The organism is Sinorhizobium glycinis (assembly GCF_001651865.1).
In the GTDB taxonomy this organism is placed as follows: domain Bacteria; phylum Pseudomonadota; class Alphaproteobacteria; order Rhizobiales; family Rhizobiaceae; genus Sinorhizobium; species Sinorhizobium glycinis.
Window position 1 is genome coordinate 52673 of the sequence record NZ_LPUX01000066.1, and the last position, 18147, is coordinate 70819.

Annotated in this window: 10 protein-coding genes and 1 pseudogene; 7 read left to right on the plus strand and 4 right to left on the minus strand. The window is 59.8% G+C overall.

Going from position 1 to position 18147, the window contains the following annotated elements:
* Window positions 1–450: 450 nt before the first annotated feature.
* Window positions 451–1427 (minus strand): annotated as a pseudogene (locus AU381_RS24325) (3'-5' exonuclease).
* Window positions 1428–2223: 796 nt separating this feature from the next.
* Between AU381_RS24325 and AU381_RS24330 the strand changes: the two are divergent.
* Together AU381_RS24330 and AU381_RS24335 are read left to right on the plus strand one after the other, a co-directional pair.
* Complete coding sequence (locus AU381_RS24330; protein WP_234892836.1) at window positions 2224–3015, plus strand: hypothetical protein; 792 nt, start codon at window positions 2224–2226, stop codon at window positions 3013–3015.
* 94 nt (window positions 3016–3109) lie between these two features.
* Complete coding sequence (locus AU381_RS24335) at window positions 3110–5791, plus strand: UvrD-helicase domain-containing protein (RefSeq protein WP_244425033.1); 2682 nt, start codon at window positions 3110–3112, stop codon at window positions 5789–5791.
* Window positions 5792–5797: 6 nt separating this feature from the next.
* Here AU381_RS24335 and AU381_RS24340 read toward each other — a convergent pair whose 3' ends face one another.
* Genes AU381_RS24340 through AU381_RS24350 form a run of 3 tightly spaced genes read right to left on the minus strand, consistent with a single transcriptional unit; the run spans window position 5798 to window position 11195 of the window.
* The gene (locus AU381_RS24340) at window positions 5798–6943 is read right to left on the minus strand and encodes a hypothetical protein (protein WP_014857986.1); all 1146 of its coding nucleotides are present in this window, start codon (window positions 6941–6943) and stop codon (window positions 5798–5800) included.
* Window positions 6940–8679 carry a phospholipase D-like domain-containing protein gene (locus AU381_RS24345; RefSeq protein WP_014857985.1) on the minus strand — a complete coding sequence of 580 codons (1740 nt, stop codon included), beginning with the start codon at window positions 8677–8679 and terminating at the stop codon, window positions 6940–6942. Before AU381_RS24345 ends, AU381_RS24340 begins: the two co-directional genes overlap by 4 nt.
* Entirely contained in the window at window positions 8676–11195 is a 2520-nt protein-coding gene (locus tag AU381_RS24350; RefSeq protein WP_244520124.1) for a DEAD/DEAH box helicase, read from the minus strand. Before AU381_RS24350 ends, AU381_RS24345 begins: the two co-directional genes overlap by 4 nt.
* 315 nt (window positions 11196–11510) lie before the next feature.
* Between AU381_RS24350 and AU381_RS24355 the strand changes: the two genes are divergently transcribed.
* The 5 genes from AU381_RS24355 to AU381_RS24375 are packed head-to-tail and all read left to right on the plus strand — an operon-like array spanning window position 11511 to window position 18123.
* Complete coding sequence (locus AU381_RS24355) at window positions 11511–12104, plus strand: DUF6088 family protein (protein WP_014857981.1); 594 nt, start codon at window positions 11511–11513, stop codon at window positions 12102–12104.
* On the plus strand, window positions 12097–13116 hold the full coding sequence (locus AU381_RS24360) for a nucleotidyl transferase AbiEii/AbiGii toxin family protein (protein WP_014857980.1): 1020 nt from the start codon (window positions 12097–12099) through the stop codon (window positions 13114–13116). The genes AU381_RS24355 and AU381_RS24360 overlap by 8 nt, the downstream gene beginning before the upstream one ends.
* 15 nt (window positions 13117–13131) lie before the next feature.
* Entirely contained in the window at window positions 13132–13914 is a 783-nt protein-coding gene (locus AU381_RS24365) for a HamA C-terminal domain-containing protein (RefSeq protein WP_014857979.1), read from the plus strand.
* The gene (locus AU381_RS24370; protein WP_014857978.1) at window positions 13901–17404 is read left to right on the plus strand and encodes a DEAD/DEAH box helicase; all 3504 of its coding nucleotides are present in this window, start codon (window positions 13901–13903) and stop codon (window positions 17402–17404) included. Before AU381_RS24365 ends, AU381_RS24370 begins: the two co-directional genes overlap by 14 nt.
* Before the next feature lie 14 nt (window positions 17405–17418).
* Complete coding sequence (locus tag AU381_RS24375; protein WP_014857977.1) at window positions 17419–18123, plus strand: competence protein CoiA; 705 nt, start codon at window positions 17419–17421, stop codon at window positions 18121–18123.
* Window positions 18124–18147: the final 24 nt, after the last annotated feature.

Genomic DNA, 18147 nt, shown 5'->3' on the forward strand with positions numbered 1-18147 from the left:
CTCCAGCAGGCCCGGCGAGCAAACCTCTTTCGTCAGCAGCCCATAGCCGCAAAGCGCAAATCCGCTCCGCAGGTCATCGCTGATTTTACCGGGCCTGATCGCGCTCGGCGTATGCGTGCTACAATGACGGGCGCCATAGGCTGCCGAGACCAGATTGTCCGAAACCCGGCGCGCCGTAATCGGCTCCTGCGACAGACGAGATCCACGGCTGAGCCCGCAATTTTCCCGGCCGCGGCAAGGAGAGCGGCGGCCTCTGCGACCGAGCCGGATGGACGGGACGTGGAGATCCGATCATCTTCGGCGCGATCCAGAAGGTGGCGATAGGACGATCCCGCGAAGATCAGGCGCCAATTGCCGACCGCGGCGGAGACCAATGCGACACCGCTCGGCTGTGCCGCGGTCCAGGCTGCATCAATACCCAGAACGGTCGTCATCGCCCCTCCCGACCATTCAAACAGCCCGGAAGCGGTCGAACGCTGTCAGATATTTGACCGCTGGATCGGCATCCCAGCGATAGATCTCCGTCCGCAGGAAATGCAGCTCCTCTTCCAGCCTCTCTTCTGGCAATTCCGCCCACCAGGACTTCGGACGGCCGTCGGAGCCGTCAGACCAGCGGTAACCGCGCGCCTTGAGCTGATCCTTCATGTCGAACGGGCTGTTCTCTGCATAAATGCGAACCCGCGATCGCTGGCTGGCCTGATAGAGTTCCGCAAATGGCGCCGCAGTGGGGCCGGGCCGTGTCTGCCCGAGCACCTCCAGCAGTGCGAAGCAGTCATCGACCGCGCGGTGGCCATCGTGGAAATAGCCCGACTGGCCGATCAGGTAACCGAGCTTGCTTCCCTCGAAGCCGCGTGCCGACCAGTCGATCTCAGAAACCGAGCAAGCCCAAGCCTTGTTGCAAAACATCTGCGAGAAAGCTTCGCAAAAAGGTCGATCGAAGCCGGCATTGTGAGCAATGATCAAGTCGGCAGGCTCAGTGAGGGATTTGAGGCAGGCAACGTCGATCACCTGACCGGCGACCATATTGTCGGTGATCCCGGTGAGGCGGGTGATTTCGGCGGGGATCGGGCCAGTTGGCTGCTGAAGTCCGCCATAGACGCCCGTGACGTCGCCAATCGCGCCGCGTCATTGAAGGTGAAGGCTATCACGCCGATTTCGATGATTTCGTCGGAGCGATGATTGAGGCCGGTGGTTTCGATATCGAGAATGACGCCACGACGCGGAAATTCCGGCCTCGGGGGCTCGACGATCGGCCGCGGTCGGAGCTTTCGCAAGATGCGATAATTGCCGGTCGCTTGCAGATGACGGGCCATGGCCTCGTCATCCGAACCAATGCCCTCCTGCCCACTTTTTGCAATAACCTGCGGCCTGGCAACCTGCGCGGTAGGCAGAACAGGTGTTGCAAAGAAGTCGAGTTGCGAGGTCATTTTATTCCGATCCGATTGCGGCATGGCCGCGCACAATACGCATCGGCGTCGGGGCAAGCAACGACGACCCTGATCAGGCGCATTTCGCGCGGAGTTTGCGGCTAGGGAACTGCGAACAAGCGCTATTTAAAGCAAGGAAGTACTTTAGGCGCTGACGTCGAAAACGTAGGATGCTGACCAACGATTTGATGATTTTGAGAGCAGCCATGGACAATAAGGCGCAACAGCCAGACCGAGAACATCACTTCTACGTCTCAACCGCCAAGTTTCTATTCCACCACCCTCAGCACGGCGTTGTCGCTATCCGCGATCCGATACGACTAGCGGACGCCAAACGGCATGGGCTGAGCCCCATCATACTTTATGGGCTCACCGTTGCCGGCCTGCCGATCCGCTGGCTGACATTTTCCACCATGGAGAAGCACAAATCGTTGCGCGACGTGCTGCTGACGGCATGGGGAAACGCAGAGGGTTTGCGCGGTCTGCCGGATATTCTGCGTGTGAACCGCCATGTGGCACAGGCCGATCCGACACTGGCGGCGGATCCAAGATCGGCATCCGGCCTGAGGTTGCGGACGCCAAGGATAAAACAGTGCCCGCATCGTTGCGCTCAGCCCAGGATGCCTCCCTGTGGCTGTCAAAAAGACACGACCCGGTCGGTCTGTCGCTGGTCGCGTCCGTCGAGACCCTTTGTCGCGATGCACACGAGGATCACGATTGGAGGGCGGGTCGCGGTCCTCTCAGACTCAGCAACAGAAAACTCGAGGAGAAGATCGAGTCTTGGCTGGAATTGCCGATGCGAAAGCCGGCAGACATTCTCCTCGAAAAAGTGGACTGGGAAGCCGGTGCATGGCTGTCATCCTGGGAGACCTCACTCCCACCCGATCGGCCGCGTTATTTCAAACACGACGGATTTACCGGCAGGATATGGCTGCTTTCGGGAGAAGACCCATCAGAGGACGTCGATGACGACGACGACATCACGGCCTACGAAGAGTACGACAATGCGGCCGAAATCGCCAAAAACCTGGTCGCCTGCTGGCCCAATTCGCCCAGAGAGATCGCCACCGCAGCCGGGATTACCCTGCGGCAACTCCAGTGGTTCATCTCGGAGCGCTCCCTCCTGGACCGAGCGGCGCGCTTCGACCTCTTACGCCTGTTAGGCATCGAATATGACGAAGGGATGGGCGGCTACACGCCCGCAGGACCCTATGTCCTGATTGCCAGGAAGGCTCACGCGCTCGAAGCGGTCTATCAGGAGATTTCCGGCGGCGGTGATGCTTGCCCTTGCGAGATCGTTCCCACCCAAGGTCAGGCCGACCCGAGCTGGAGATACATCTTGATCAATGCATACGGGACACCGCCGACTTTTGTCATGGCGCCTCGGGGAGAGGCAATCACGGAGCGCCTTCCCGACCTGATCATGAACTACGAGGGCATCCGGCCCGTCTCCGCGTCCCTTTACCGGGATGTCGTCTCGACCTGCGCCCGCGCCTGTCAGACACCGCAGGCCAATGTTCGGGAGATGACAGAATTCGCAAGACGGTATGAACGGCATTGGACCGATTGCAAGTGGCTTTCGGACTGAACTTTCTGGTAGCACGTGAGCTCTGATGTCTGATCGTGTTCGAACACACCGGCCTGGATTTTTTGCCCGACTCCTTCCCCAAGGAAAATGGAAAGTGACGCTGAGCTCGTCGTTGCCGGCGGCCCTGCAGATCAACGTGAACGGCGCCGACAATCTTCCTTGTCTGGACGTCATAGCCATTTCCGTCGGCAAGGCTTTGCTGTGGCATTCGGTCGAAGTCCGGTCTCGCAATCGAATCTACAGCCTGCCCTGCCTCGGAGAAGAGGCAGCAACCCGGATTGCGGCAGACCTTTACAGCTTTATCAATAACCACCTCTTCGACTTGATCGGCTCCGACACCGAGCGCCTGAGCGAAGTGGATACGAAACTACAGTCTATCACCGAGGGTAACCGGCAATATCTGGCCCATGCCGACCTGGCCCGTGCGATTGCGAATGTAACAGGTGAAGCCGCGGCCGCGCTTTCGCACCCTCTGTTCGACCCGGAACTGATGCCGGCCACCCTTAAAGCGGCGCTGCCCCGATCGCTCACCTTCCTCACCGATCCGGATGTTCGCCACAGATATAATGATGCGTTTGTCTCGGCTGAGCTGTCGAGATACCGGTCGTTCTACGACAATCTGGATGGCCGGTCATTGTCCGATCAGCAACGCGAGGCGTGCATTCGATTGGAAGACAACAATCTCCTCGTCGCCTCTGCCGGCTCAGGCAAATCCGCCACCATGGTCGGCAAGGTCGCCTACGTCCTCGACAAGCAGCTCTATCGGCCTGAGGAAATCCTTGTGCTCGCTTTCAACAAGAGCGCCGCCGATGAACTGAAAGAGCGGATATACAGACAGCTCGCGGTCGATCCAGGAAATCCGGGATGTAAAGTGATCACGTTTCACGCCCTCGGTCGCGGAATTATCGAAGAGGTCGAAGGCCGTCCCCCTCAGCTTGCCGACTGGGTCGAACATCCCGCCGGCGAGGCCAGAGTGATCGAAGAGATCATAGACGAGCTGCTGCGTTCGGACGCGGAATTCGCCGGGCTTTGGGTCAACCTCCTCGTCCTTCATCCTAAGGCGGATATCCCGGCAGAGGTGTTCGATTCCGAGGCAGACTACGAGCGCTACCTGTCGGTGCGCCGGCGGAAAGGAAATGCGACCGTCGGCACGATGGCCGGCATCTATGTGAAGTCGCTCCAGGAGCAGACAGTCACCAACTGGCTCTGGCTGCACTCCGTCGAGTTCGAGTACGAACGTCAGATCCCGATCAACGAGGGAAACGGGGAAATCCGGTACGTCCATCCGGACTTCTATTACCCCGCCAGCAAAACGATCCATGAGCATCTGGCCATCAACGCTGACGGCACGTCCCCCTTCGCGGACTACGTCACCCATGCCGAAAACAAGCTGGCCGCATACCGCAAGGCCGGGATGGATGTATTCCGGACCACGTCGGCGCAAGCGAGTGATGGATCGCTGATTGCGGAACTCGAAGCAGAGCTTGCGAAACGGGGCATTCGGTTCGAACGTAAAAGCTATGCGGCGATCGTGAAAGCCCTCGAGCCGGTTGTCATCAAGCACTATCACAAGCTGATTGCGATCTGCATCAAACACATTCGCGCCGGCCACCTGACCCTGGACATGCTGCTTGAGCGCGCCAAATCGCTTCACGATCGCACCCGCGCCAGGGAATTTGCGCAGGTCGTCTGGAAGATCACCGAAACCTATTCCCAGAAGCTGGTAGAGGCCAACCGCATCGATTTCGACTCGATGATCGCCAATGCCACGCGGCTAGTGGAAACCGGACAATATGAGAGCCCATACTCCCTGATCCTCGTCGAAGAGTTCCAAGATATTTCCGAGCCGCGCGCGAAGCTGATCAAGGCGCTGAAACACCAGAAGCCGTTCACCAAGATCTTTGCGGTGGGTGACGACTGGCAGTCGATCTATCGCTTTGCCGGTTCGGACATTACGATATTCACGCAGTTCGAGGCGAATTTTGGGGCAAGTTGGCAAGGTCGTCTGGAGCAAACCTATCGCTGCAATCAGCTCATCGCCGAAACAGCGGCCAGCTTCGTCCAGCGCAATCCGATCCAGCTTAAGAAATCGGTGCGGTCGACACGGCCGGCGATCCCACGATCGATCCGGGTCATTCCAATCGACGGTGATCGCGGCAAGTCAGATTTTGCCGATTCATGCCTCCGATTGCTGAAGCGCCTCGATACCTTCCTTGGCGGGATTTCCGTACAGTGGCGGAGCGACGAGCACCAGAAGCTCAAGGTCATGGTGCTGTGGCGCTACAACCAGCTGGATCCGTTCAGGGGGGCGATGCCAAAATTCGAGCATATCGAAGTTTCGGGACTGTCGTTCCATCGAGCCAAGGGACTTGAGGCCGACTATACGATTCTGCTCGATGTCAGCGAAGGCGATTATGGGGTGCCAAGCCGGATAGAGGACGATGAGCTGCTCAATCTAGTCATGCCGCGACCGGAGACGTTTGAGTTTGCCGAGGAGCGCCGCCTTTTCTATGTCGCATTGACCCGCGCGAGCCGCGGTGTGTTCCTGCTGACGAACAGCCGTGAGCCATCCAGATATATTCGGGAGCTCTCAGAAATCGCCGGCGAAAACTTGCGTTTCGAGACGATTGATGGTGACACGCTAAATCCGTGTCCGGCGTGCGGCGTGGGCCAACTGGTAGAACGGAAAGGTCGCGACAACGGCCGCTTTCTCGGGTGCAACCAATATCCCGGCTGTGACCACACGCAGCTAATTGATCGACGAAGCGCCGAATGAACGGGTTTACGTTGCCTGCGCGGCTGCGCGAGGTCTGCAATCGCTCTTCCAGAGGTTCATCGTGTCGCCCGGAAACAACTGCTCTACCGGCGCTAGATCGCACGATACCGAGCGCATTTCGCGTCGGAAGTTATGCGCCCGGATTCCGGTCCAGAAAAGCGCCAATGCTCTGTCGGCTGTAAAAATGGCAGGACGCTCTCCGGGAAACAGCGCGAGGAGGTGAATTAATATTTCAAGCGAACGTATATCTGCGAGCGCGTTGTAGGCGTCCTCGTCAGAGTATGTCGCCCGAAACTTCAACATCTTCTTTGCGGGGCTGCCAGAGTTTGGAACCGCCACTGAGCTCAACGCCGCCAGAACAACCAAAGAACCGCGAGCCACACCGTAGCGATCGGCCGCATCAAGCACATCGGTCCATCGTTTGTCGAAAAGCCTGCGGCTCGTTGGAGCAGTGAGGACAGGCGAGAGATGAAGGAGGAACTTGCTCTTTCGCTCAAGCCCAGCACGGGTGTCTTCGATCAGGCCAAGAGCTCCCCTCAGACTGTCGTTGCCGACAACAAGCTCTGCCTTCGGAAGCGCTTTGCGGAGAAAGGCCGTCACTTCCGTCAGCTGCGCTTCTACGATCTGATGATCTGGAATTCTCCGGTCATTGCCTTCGATCGCGAACAGAAGGGGGTTAAGTCGCACCTCCTGCTCAGCAAGCAAGTCCAGAAAGTCCTGACCCGCGCCGACAACAGAGCCGCCCTCGAAACGTCCCTTTATCTGGCTGATGACATTTCTATCGGGCAGGATCGTAACGCCACCATCGGCGATCGCGAGACCAGACGGAAGCCAACCGCCACGCTGCAGGCTGACGGCCATCGAATTATGAGTGCTCTCGAGCGTCGCGTTTCCGCGTGCCAGACTATCGATCTCAATGCCCTCGATGTTCGTCTCAAGAATTCTGGCGTGACGCCAATTGAGCGGGACGGATAGAGGTCTATGCAGTTGTGCACCTGCCAGCTGGTCGTAGTTTAGTGGTTCCAGCTCGAGGCCACCGATACTCACGGAACGAGGCGGCTGACCGTTTTGCCCATCAAGCTCCAAAAATTTCATGACGAGGCCGGCGTTTGCGGCGTTGGGCGCGGACTTTTCAGTCACTACCCCGGTCATCTACTCGCTGCCTCGAATTTATCTAGCAACGATGTCGCAAGCTTTGTGCCCTGCAGGTAAAGGCCGATTTCGTCCAATGGGTTCTCCTCCAATCCCGATTGCGAGCCCCAGTTCAAGCTACTGACGACGATATGGTCGTTGTCCCACGCCAGGAACTTGGCGTGCAATTGCGGCTCCGGTACGCCAGTTAACTCGACGATGCCATTCAGACGTTCGCGGTGTTGTGCGACATGCCCCCGTTTGATCGGCCCCGACCGTCGCGAGTAGTAGACACGCACGTCACTCAATCGCTTGCCTGCGACCTCTGCGGGGTCGAACAGGGCGGGGACCATATTGGCTCCGACCTTATTCGTGCAGCAAACGAAACGCTCCTGCGCATCGTGCGCCGCAACGCGGAGAAGGCGCTCGTGGTCGTCGGCCCGAAGAATGGTTAGTCTGGCGGTAGGAGGCGGGGTTTCTGAAGACCATGAAAGACGGGCACGCTGACGCCGCAGTTCCGACGCCATAAACAAAAGCGTTTCCACGGATCGGCTGGCGCCGGAGAGTTTGGCAATGATCTCGCGGAGTAGATCCATTCCGGTCGCAACAGCGTTGGTTTCCCTGAGTTCTACGGAAACCTCGACAGCCGAAAACGGGGACGAAAGCCAATTGCAGGACCCCATCACCGCAATTGCACCACCATCGCCATCGTCTGCTAGGAGAAACTTTGCATGGCTGCCCACAGGATCTCTCTGGACGAGCAGATAGCCTCTCGTCTGCCGAACCGCAGATAGCCGAGTGTAGAGTTCCTGCATGGCTGATGCATGCTTGGCGCGATCAAGCGACGTTCCAAAGAACAGGTGACATTTGACGCCTCGTCTGCATGCATCCTCGAGGGCCTGCCATATCCTCTCGCGCCTCTCTTTGCCTTTCTCATCGGACTGCGAAGCGACAAACGTTGAAAGGACAAAGATGTGCGACTTTGCAGCGCCAACGATTTGCTCGAAGCGCTGCAAGTGCTGTTCGGACCCAACGATAAGCTGTTCGGTGGCAAACGACGTGTCGATCACCACAGGCTGGCTGACTGGCGGAGCAGCGGTCGTCGGCAAGATGCCGGTTTTTATTGTCGCCTTCAGGGCTTCCACGAGCTGGTCGCTCGCCCCTAGTGGCAGTATCCCGTCTTTCACATCGTCAAGATTGAGAACCAGGAATTTTCGTTCCAGGAACGAACTGTTGGCCTCGACACCCCGAAGCCATTCGCCCGGACGAAGTGTACCGGCCGTGAACTGACTGACGCGCTGCATCATCGAATAGTCCGTCTCCGGCGCTTCGCCCGATGGAAAAGCGACAATCGCGCCGCTGGCCGGGAGTTTCGAAACCGGGATCGTGTCCACATCTCGCGTCCTGAAGACAGACTGCCCGACCTTTTCATATACGACACTGATACCGATTTCGCGGTCCGTGGTTCGTTCAGGAAGCGCACGTCCCGCGCGAATGAAGCTATGCCCGACGCTGCTTGTGGCGAGCACTGGCTGTGGCGAAAGCCGGACTTCAACGAGGCCGAACTGCATAAGGCGGGCTACGGTCGAGCTCACAATCTGTCGCAGGATTCCCAAGTGTGCCGCGACGGCATCGATCGTTCCTGGGTTGCGATCAAGCGACAGCAGCACCATTTCCTCGATAGGGCTCCAGCCCCACGTGCGCTGAACGATGCCTGGCGCCCGATAATGCCATGCCGGAATGTAGATGTTGTTCATCGGGAGAGCTTCCCATTCTCATCGACCGTGATGATGGAAGCGCCCATACCAACCCCCGGAAATTCCGTCTCTGCAAGCCGCGCGATTTCATCGAGCATCCTTCGCAGGAAGCCTAGCTCATCATTCAGGCCGTCCGGATCGATCCCATTTACGGTGTTGCTGATAAACCTACGGCTGGTGGCAAGTATCAGCTTATGCTTGGCTCGACTGAGGAGCACATTCAGTCGCTGCGGGTTCTTGATGAAACCGAGGGCTCGCGTGCCAACGAGCACGTTGTTTCGAACGAGGCTGGCGACGATCACGTCTGCCTCACCACCCTGGAAGCTGTCACTTGTATAGATAAACTTTCCATCTCCGCGCGGGCTGGCGAAGCCAAAAAGGGTCTTCTCGGTCGTATCGATCTCGGGCTTGAGCAAGCGCTCGAAATGACTCACTTGAGCGGAATAGGGCGACAATACCGCCATCGTCGGCCGACGCCCGTCCGCGGACACGACTGGGCGCAACCTCTTCATGGCGGATACTATCGCCTTTACTTCCGACTCATTTCGGTAAGACCGCCTGACAGTGTGCTCGAACGCTTTGCGTTTGACGACGCTCAACGAGGGCATGTCGAGGATCACGACGGGAGATGCAGGGAAGCCCGCAATTGTTTCGACTGCTGGCTTACGCTGCTTCACGCGCTCCGATGGAACGAGCTCACCTTTATAGAAGGTGTTTGAGACAAGCTCGCCAATTGCTGGATGCATCCGGCTCTGTTCGCGCAAGGTGTTCGCGATCGAGCTCGGACGTTTAGCGTCTCCGGCTCTGAGGGCCTCTCGCTCGGCGATTGATCTGAATGGCTCCTCGAGGCGAGAAGCGGTGGCGAGAACATCGCTGAGCAAGAACTGATCCGCCTTGAGCGCGTCGAGGGCGATTTCCACTTCACCTGGCAGATCGGGGATCGCAGAAAGCTTTTCTTTGGCATCCCTCAGCAATTCGTTTGCGCGCTTGCCATCGTAGAACTTTTGGCGCTCGACCACATCGAAGGGCGACAATTGATTATGGTCGCCGATCATAACCCGGCGGTTACCGAGAAGGAGGGCGCCAATTAGCTCAGCACCATTTGCGCGCGCGGCTTCTTCGATGAAAACCCAGTCGAACTGTTCGCCATCGGCAATCATTTCCTCAAGGACATGGGATGAGGTCGTGGCTAAGGTGACGTCAGACGAGCGAAGCGTCAGATTGTCGGTGTCGCGCAAAGCACGTTCGGCGGTTGACTTTTCCGACCTGTCGACAGGATTTAGCGCCTGAGTGATCTGATGGAGCTGGTTTGCCATGACGGCCGCGCGTTCAGTGTCAGGCTTGGAGATGGAGCGTAACAACGCGACCGAGCTTTGCCGCAGGGTGCTCTCTTCTTCGCTGACCCGAGACCGTTCGACGCGAACGACAATTGTCGACTGCTCGGGCAGGAACTTCCGAAGCTCGTCCTCCATATGAATGAGCGTCTCATGGTTCTGGGCAGACACCAGAATGCGAGCATCGGGCGTTTGGTCGAGGATGCTTTTCACGAGGTGTGAAATCAAAAACGTCTTTCCCACCCCAGGTGGGCCGACGACGACGTTAATCGACCTCCCCGCGACGATCGACTGCCATGCCTCAATCTTCGATGGCTCCATATCTGCATCTGCCGGCGGCGAACCCGGAACAGCGATATCACGCAGCATGTCATCCATTGCCACCTGCGCCGGGTCGTCCAAAGCTCTGAGGAGCTCCACGTTGGCCCTGGCCGCGACAATGTTCTGCAGCCGCCGCCTGATGGCTCGCTCGGTTCCGTTATCCTTGCGAGGCCGGAGAAAGAGCAACTGTCCTGGCGGTACAGTCAGGTTCGTTGCAAAGGCGAACGCAAGTTTCCCGTTAACAAGGTTGCTTCCCTCATAACTGAGTTCCGGCAATCGTTCACGGCCGGTTGCCAGTTTGGCAGACTTCGATACGGTCCAATTCACCTTTCCGTCGTCGTATTTGAGTTCGCGCCACATTGCCTCCGCCGCAGGCCGCAATCCCATTATTTCACGCTGATCGTCCCGCATCGAGTCATCGCGAGGTGCGAGCATCACCACATTTTGCTCGCTATCGGGCGACGCAAGGACTTCGACGGGATACAGGCGAAACTGCTCCCTTAGTAGGGTAAAAGCCTCAAGGAGGAGAAGAGCGAACCACATAGGAACATCATTCGTCACCCCAATTGCTCGCACACGCTCTGAGAAGTCTCGCCATCGTCGTGCACCTGGACCAAGGTTCCGCACGCGCTCTTCGGCACTCGCGCGATTCCTGGCCAAATGTAAACGGTGAACAACATCCTCCGCGCCTTGTATCCAGTCGTTCGGGCGTCTTTTGTGCGCCGCCTCGATCATTCCAACTGCGTCGTTGACGATCTTCACGTTGTAGATCGCCAGATCGGTGAGGATGCGTATGCTATCTTGACCTGCCGGAATGAGACGAACCCCGGCTGTAAGCAGATCTTCCGCGACGAACTGCATAAGGGCAGCGACATCATGCGCCGGTATCGTCCCGGACGACAGAGCCGGTAAATCGCTCTGAAGGACGTTCCGTGAAGGATATAGGATGAGTTCTCCGTCAGAGCTCGACCCGACCCTGTCGAGCTCGGCGATGACTTCCAATGTAGGTGATTCGATGCTCATCGCCAATGAGAGGACGGCAGCATCACCGTGCGAGCTTAAAAGAAGCTACAACACGTTGGATCTAAGCGACAAGATGCGACGTCGTTAACGGCAGCTCCAGCAGAGATTGAAAACTGTCAGAAAACTGCATATATTTCTGACAGGAGATTCATCGTGAAACGACTCGCTGAACAGATACTGACATATACCGAAAGCTTGCCCGAGGGCGCACCGATCGCAGCAAAAGGCCTGCTTCATCTCGGCAATCGAGCTGCGGTGGACCAGGCTCTATCGCGCCTGGCTGAGCGTGGCCGACTGATGCGTGCCGGGCGCGGCGTATATTTGCGCCCGGTTTCGAGCCGGTTCGGCGTCCGCGCGCCTTCGGTTGAGAAAACCGTCGAAGCACTCGCGCTCCAGCGTGGCGAGGTCATCGTGTCAAATGGAGCGTCGGCGGCCAACGCGCTGGGTCTCACAACTCAGGTGCCGGTTCGGTCGGTCTATCTGACATCCGGTCGCAGCCGGACAATGAATTTGGGCCAGCAGGTCGTCGAGTTGCGGCACGCACCGCGCTGGCAATTGGCTTTGGCCGATCGACCTGCCGGCCAGGCTGTGCGCGCGCTCGCCTGGCTGGGACCTGAGAAGGCGGAAGCGGCCTTGAAGACATTGAAGCGCAAGCTGCCATCTTCCACTTTCGGCGAACTCGTCGCGGCCGCGCCCCAACTCCCGAGTTGGCTCGCCAGAACGGTCGGCAAGGTCGCGCATGGCTGAGGCGTTCCTGAGATTGTCGGTCGACGATCGGCGCGAGGCGTTGGCCGTCGCCGCCGATCGATCCGGGCGCCCCGCCCATCTCCTGGAAAAGGACGTGTGGGTCGTCTGGACCCTCGCGACACTGTTCGGGTCCGATCTCGGCGAGCATCTCGTGTTCAAGGGCGGCACATCCCTGTCCAAGGCCTATGGCGTCATTCGGAGATTTTCCGAGGACGTGGATCTGACCTACGACATTCGCGCCATCGCCCCCGATCTGGTGGGCGAGAACGGCGAGGCCCTGCCAAGAAACCGCAGCGAGGAGAAGCGTTGGTCGAAGGCTGTCCGGCATCGACTGCCCGAATGGGTCGACGGGACGGTCCGGCCGCTTGTCGCCGGTGCGATCGATGCGCAAGCGCTTCCCGCAACGATCAGGGTCGAAGGAGATAAGCTGTTCATCGACTATGAGGCGACCTCGGCCGGGTCGGGCTATGTGGCGCCGAGCGTGATGCTGGAGTTCGGGGCTCGGTCGACGGGCGAGCCGGCAAGCCCACGTGATGTCATCTGCGATGCGGCGGGAATGATCGAAGGGGTCGATTTTCCGATGGCGCGCCCACGAGTGATGCATGCCGAGCGGACCTTCTGGGAGAAGGCAACGGCGATGCATGTTTTCTGCTTGCAGGAGCGGCTTCGTGGCGAGCGCTTCGCCCGCCATTGGCATGACGTCGTACGCCTGGATGAAGCAGGCATAGCCGCTAACGCAATGTCCGACCGTGACCTTGCCGATGCAGTTGCCCGCCACAAGAGCATGTTCTTCGCGGAGAAGGCAGCCGACGGTGCGACGATCGACTATGACGCCGCCGTCAACGGAAAACTGCAACTCGTGCCAATTGGCGAAGCACGCACAGCGCTCGCCACTGACTACAGCCGGATGGTCGAGGACGGGTTGCTGCTTGAGGACGCCGAGGCGTTCGAGGTGCTGCTAGAGCGGTGCGGGGACATCGCGGGGCGTGCCAACAGCGCGGCCGTAAAATGAAAGTTGGGGGAAAACGTGGGGCTATACGAGCGGTGGTGTCACGCCGCCAAGGAAAAGGACAAGCGCAGGCATTTCTGGATCTATGTCGAGAAGGATGGCGGCCGCGACGAGATTCGTGATGACCTCGCCGAGACCATTCGTTCGCATTACGACCGACTTGAACGGATCGCCGAAGACGTGAAGCGGCTCGGGTACAAGGTGGCCGCCAATATCCTCAGGGAGGCGATGCCCCAGACGCCCAAAGGTCGCTCCGGCGATCTCGGTGAGATTCTCGCGACCGAGCTGGTCGAGGAAGAGATCGGCCTGCGGGTCCCGGTGCGCCGCCTCCGCTACAAGGACGGCCGCAACATGGCCATGCGCGGCGACGACTTCATCGGCGCCGGATACGATGGGGCCGGCGAGAAGCTCTGGCTCCTGAAAGGCGAAGCTAAGAGCAACAAGGTGCTCGGCAAGGCCACGGTCACGAGCGCCCGCAAGGTGCTTAACCGCGACAACGGCCGCTGCACGCCCGATTCCCTGCTGTTTGTCGCCAACCGCCTGCTGGAGAGCAACGATCCAGATGACAACGCGCTAGGCCGCAGCCTCCGTGACGAGGTGGGCCTGAAGTCCCTTCGCTCCGATCGCATCGACCACATGCTCTTCACCGTGTCGGGTAACGGCCCCCACGCGTCGTTGAAGGAGGACTTCGACGCCACGGGAACCAACCGGGACCACTACGTCGTGAACATACACGTCGAAGACCATCAAGACTTCATCGCGGCCATGTATAAGGAGGCTGAAGACCTTGGAGACGATTGACGAACTGACCGCGTTCCTGGCGACCGCGACCGTCGACGGCGTCCTTGGGCGCCTGCTCTATCGCGGTGCGGCGTGGTCGCTGATGCGCGAGAAGGGCGTGCTCCCACCGAACGCACCGCCCCTTGGCGCCACAATCGAAACCGATCTCGCTGAACACGGCTTCGCCCTGCTTCGGGGCGCGATGGCTCTGCGTTCTCAGGCCGATTCGTCGGAATTGACCAGCAAGGCCTTCGAGCGCGCCGCCAATGCCTTCGAAGCCCTGGTGCGCAACGGCGATCCGGAGTCACCCGATCGCGGTTTCCGTCGCACCATCGCCGCGGCGGCCTATCACCTGGCCGGGTTCTCTGCGGTCGCTTACTCCCTCTTCAACGAGACCACGGACGACCTCAACACCTCGCCGGGTGAAACGGCGATTCGACACCTGATCTTGCGCGATCTGGGTCAGCTGCGCGGCTTCGTTCGCGGATGGTTGGATGACGAGGCTCACGGCGATGAGCAGATCGCCGAGGCGCTGCGGGATGAAGAACCGGACGTCGACGAGGTGCTGTCGACGATCCTCAACACAACGATCTGCCGAGCTTTGGCGCATTTTGACTTCGCACTCGAGACGGGCGAGCCTGAGCCGATCGAAAGCGCCCGGACCTTGCTCCGCACCGCGGTCAGCCTTGCGGACAACGCCGAGAACGTTCCGCTGTGGTGGATCTCGAACCTCTGTCGCCACCTGATCGACGACCTCTGGCAGCATTCACTGCACCAGAACCTGCCAACCGAACCGCCAGAGGGTACAGAGGAAAAATATCCGGACCTGCGCCGGCTGTTCATCTCGTCGCTCTACGCGCGCAAGACATCCGAGGTGGAGCTATGGCCATCGCAGCGCGAAGCGGCCCGACGTTCCACGGATGTCACCGACGATTTGGTCGTCGCCTTGCCGACCAGCGCGGGCAAGACCCGGGTGGCCGAGATTGCCGCGCTTATGACCCTGTCGTCGGCGCGCCGGGTGCTGATCGTCACGCCATTGCGCGCTTTGTCGGCCCAGACCGAGCGCTCCTTCAGAAAGACCTTCGCGCCCCTCGGCTTCAGCGTCTCCTCCCTTTACGGCGCCAGCGGACTTTCGGTCGGTGATGAAGACGCCCTGCGCACCCGCGAGATCATCATTGCAACGCCCGAGAAGCTCGACTTCGCGCTGAGAAGCGACCCGTCGCTGATCGACGACGTCGGTCTGATCGTCCTCGACGAAGGTCACATGATCGGCCCGAGCGAGCGTGAAATCCGCTACGAGACGCTGGTGCAGCGCCTGCTTCGGCGGGCGGATGCAGCAGACCGCCGGATTGTTTGTCTCTCCGCCATCCTGCCGAGCGGTGACGAATTGGACGATCTCACCGCCTGGATACGCTCCGACGAACCGGGTAAGCCGGTGCGTTCCGACTGGCGTCCCACACGACAGCGGTTCGGCGCGCTCACATGGCGAGGCAAGGACGCACTGCTCCGGCTCGACCTCGACGATGATGGTCCCTTTCTCGACAAATTTGTCGTGGAGAAACCAGCACGAGGAAAGGAGAAAAAGCCCTATCCGCGCAAGAATTCGCACCTCGCCCTGTTCGCGGCATGGGAATTTGCAAGCCAGGGCAAGCGGACCCTGATCTTCTCCACCCAGGCGAATTGGGTCGAGAGCTACGGCAAACAGGCCATGGATCTCTGCAAGCGCGGCTATCTGCATTCCCTGTTGGAGGACGAAGCGTCGATCGCCCGGGCCTTGGAGGTCGGCAAAGAATGGCTGGGCGAAGACCATCCCGCCGTCGCCTGCCTCAAGCAGGGCGTCGCCATCCACCACGGCCGGCTGCCAAGTCCATTCTTGCGCGAGTTGGAAGTCCTGCTGTCCGAGGGGGTACTGAAGGTCATCGTCGCTTCGCCGACGCTCTCGCAGGGCCTCAATCTCAACGCCGCCGTACTGTTGGTGCCCGCACTGTATCGCGCCTCCGAGAAGATCAAAGGCGAGGAGTTCGCGAATGTCGCGGGCCGCGCCGGGCGTGCCTTCGTCGACGTCGAGGGGCTGATCGTTCATGTCATGTTCGACAAAATCGACTGGCGAAAAAGGGAATGGCGAAAGCTGGTCGCCTCCGCCAAGGCCCGCACACTGAAAAGCGGTCTCATCCAGATCGTCGCCGAGATCCTCGAACGCCTGTCCCGCGAGGGTGTCCTGGATCGTGACGACGCCTGGGAATATCTCGCCAACGCCCGCGAAGCCTGGAGATCGCCCGAGGAAGAAGCTGCGGTCGCAGAGCGCTTGGCCGCCGCCGTGGAGTATGAGGCCAATGGCGACGACGATGAAGAGGGCGGCGATGACGAGGAAGAAACCATCGACGAGGAGCCGCTCTCGCAGATCGTCGAACGCCTCGACGCGACCGTGTTCGGCCTGATCGAAGCGCTGGACGCCGATCGCGCGGATCTGCCGAAGCTCTTGGACGAGGCGCTTAAGGGGTCCCTCTGGGCCCGCCAGATCGCCCGCGAGGACGAGGACATCGCCCCTTTGCACAAGAAGGTGTTTGAGGCACGCGCCGACCTCATCTGGAAAAGCACCACGGCACAGACGCGACGCGGACATTTCGCCATGGGCGTTGGGCTTGAAGCCGGTCTCTCAATCGACGCGATGGCTGATGAACTGGCTACACTGCTCGATCGGGCAGACGAGGCGGCGCTGAGAGGCGACATCGACGAACTCGTCGACGCCCTCTGCGGTCTCGGCGAACGGCTGCTGTTCATGCGGCCCTTCATCCCCGACAAGGCCAATGCGCTACCGGCGAATTGGAAGGCCATCCTGCATAGTTGGGTGTCAGGCGAGGACGTTGCCAAAATCGGACCTCAGAACATGCGCGCAGTCGAAGAGGCCTTCACCTATCGCCTGGTCTGGGCGCTGGAAGCCGTGCGCACCCGCCGCATGTCCCTCGGCTGGTCGCCAGAGACGGTTGCCGGCGGCGGCGCCGCGGCGGTTGAAACCGGCGTCCCGCAATTCATGATGGCGATGCTGATCCGTGCGGGCCTTCCATCACGGCGTGCGGCTATGGCGGCGATCAAAGATGCCCAACCTGTCTTCGTCACACCCGCTGAGATGCGGGTCTGGCTGGAATCCGACGAGATCACGGCCTACACCGACGCTGGCGACTGGCCGACACCTGATACCGCCGCATTATGGGCGCGCTTCCGAACGGAAGCACTCAGCGGCGGCATCCAGAAGTGGTCAGTTGAAAACTATAAACGCCTGCTCGACATCGCGGCCGCTCCTCCTGCCGGCCTCTATCGGATCGTCACCGACGAAGGTGATGGGCGCACCTGGCTGGCGACGCCAGACTACCAACGGCTTGCCCCGTTCAAAAAGTCGGCTGTCGATCCCAAGCCCAGCCTCTTCTGGGGTCGGTTGCCGGGCAACACCAGGCTTGTGGAAGCCTTACGCGTCGGCCGTGGTAAGCTGCGCTGGCCGCCGGCGAATGAGTAAAGGGACCCGTAGCCATGCTCTACGCCTGGATCGGCCACAAGAAGCGCGCGCCCATCGCGAAGGGAGAGCGGACGATTTGCCGTGACTGCGGTGGCTTGCTGACCGCAGTTATGCCGGCTGAGAATACGCCGCATTGGCGGCACAAGGTCGGCGACTGCGATCCCTGGAGCGAGCCCGAGGGACCTTGGCATCTCGGATGGAAAGAACTTTTCGATATGTCATGCCGCGAGATCGCTTTGCGCGACCCGGTAACGAAAGAGTTGCACCGCGCTGACGTTCTCGTGGGCAGTGGCACTCCCCGCGCGACCGTTCTCGAGTTGCAGCACTCGTCGATCAGCGAGGACGAGCGCAATGCACGAGAGGCATTCTATCGGCGCGAACATAGAATGTTTTGGCTGGTCCACATCCACAGCGAAAGCTCGTTCCTTGGCACGTATTTCAGCATGTCGCTCGATTTCGGATCGCGGGTCGTAAACCTTGACGGTAAGGACTTCGCGATCATGTGCTGGATGGGGCCGAACAAGCAGTTCATCGAGAAGTGGAAGCGCGCGGCCGCCCACGTTTTCTTCAATGCAGGCCCTTATATCTTTTACCTTGCAGGCCCCGCCGTGGCCTCTCGTCTGGGAGGCCCCTTGAAGCGCGGCGAGTTCGCGCTCTGCGCCTTGACCCGCGATGAGTTTTTGCGTGCCGTCCGCTGGGAGGATAGTGCATCTTCTTGATGCGTTACGCGCAGCCGAAACGCT

What these genes read in the sequence shown, in the direction of transcription:
- AU381_RS24330 (WP_234892836.1), top strand. Translation starts at nt 2,224, where the DNA reads ATGCGAAAGCCGGCAGACATTCTCCTCGAAAAAGTGGACTGGGAAGCC.
- AU381_RS24340 (WP_014857986.1), bottom strand. Translation starts at nt 6,943, where the DNA reads ATGACCGGGGTAGTGACTGAAAAGTCCGCGCCCAACGCCGCAAACGCC.
- AU381_RS24345 (WP_014857985.1), bottom strand. Translation starts at nt 8,679, where the DNA reads ATGAACAACATCTACATTCCGGCATGGCATTATCGGGCGCCAGGCATC.
- AU381_RS24350 (WP_244520124.1), bottom strand. Translation starts at nt 11,195, where the DNA reads ATGCAGTTCGTCGCGGAAGATCTGCTTACAGCCGGGGTTCGTCTCATT.
- AU381_RS24360 (WP_014857980.1), top strand. Translation starts at nt 12,097, where the DNA reads ATGGCTGAGGCGTTCCTGAGATTGTCGGTCGACGATCGGCGCGAGGCG.
- AU381_RS24375 (WP_014857977.1), top strand. Translation starts at nt 17,419, where the DNA reads ATGCTCTACGCCTGGATCGGCCACAAGAAGCGCGCGCCCATCGCGAAG.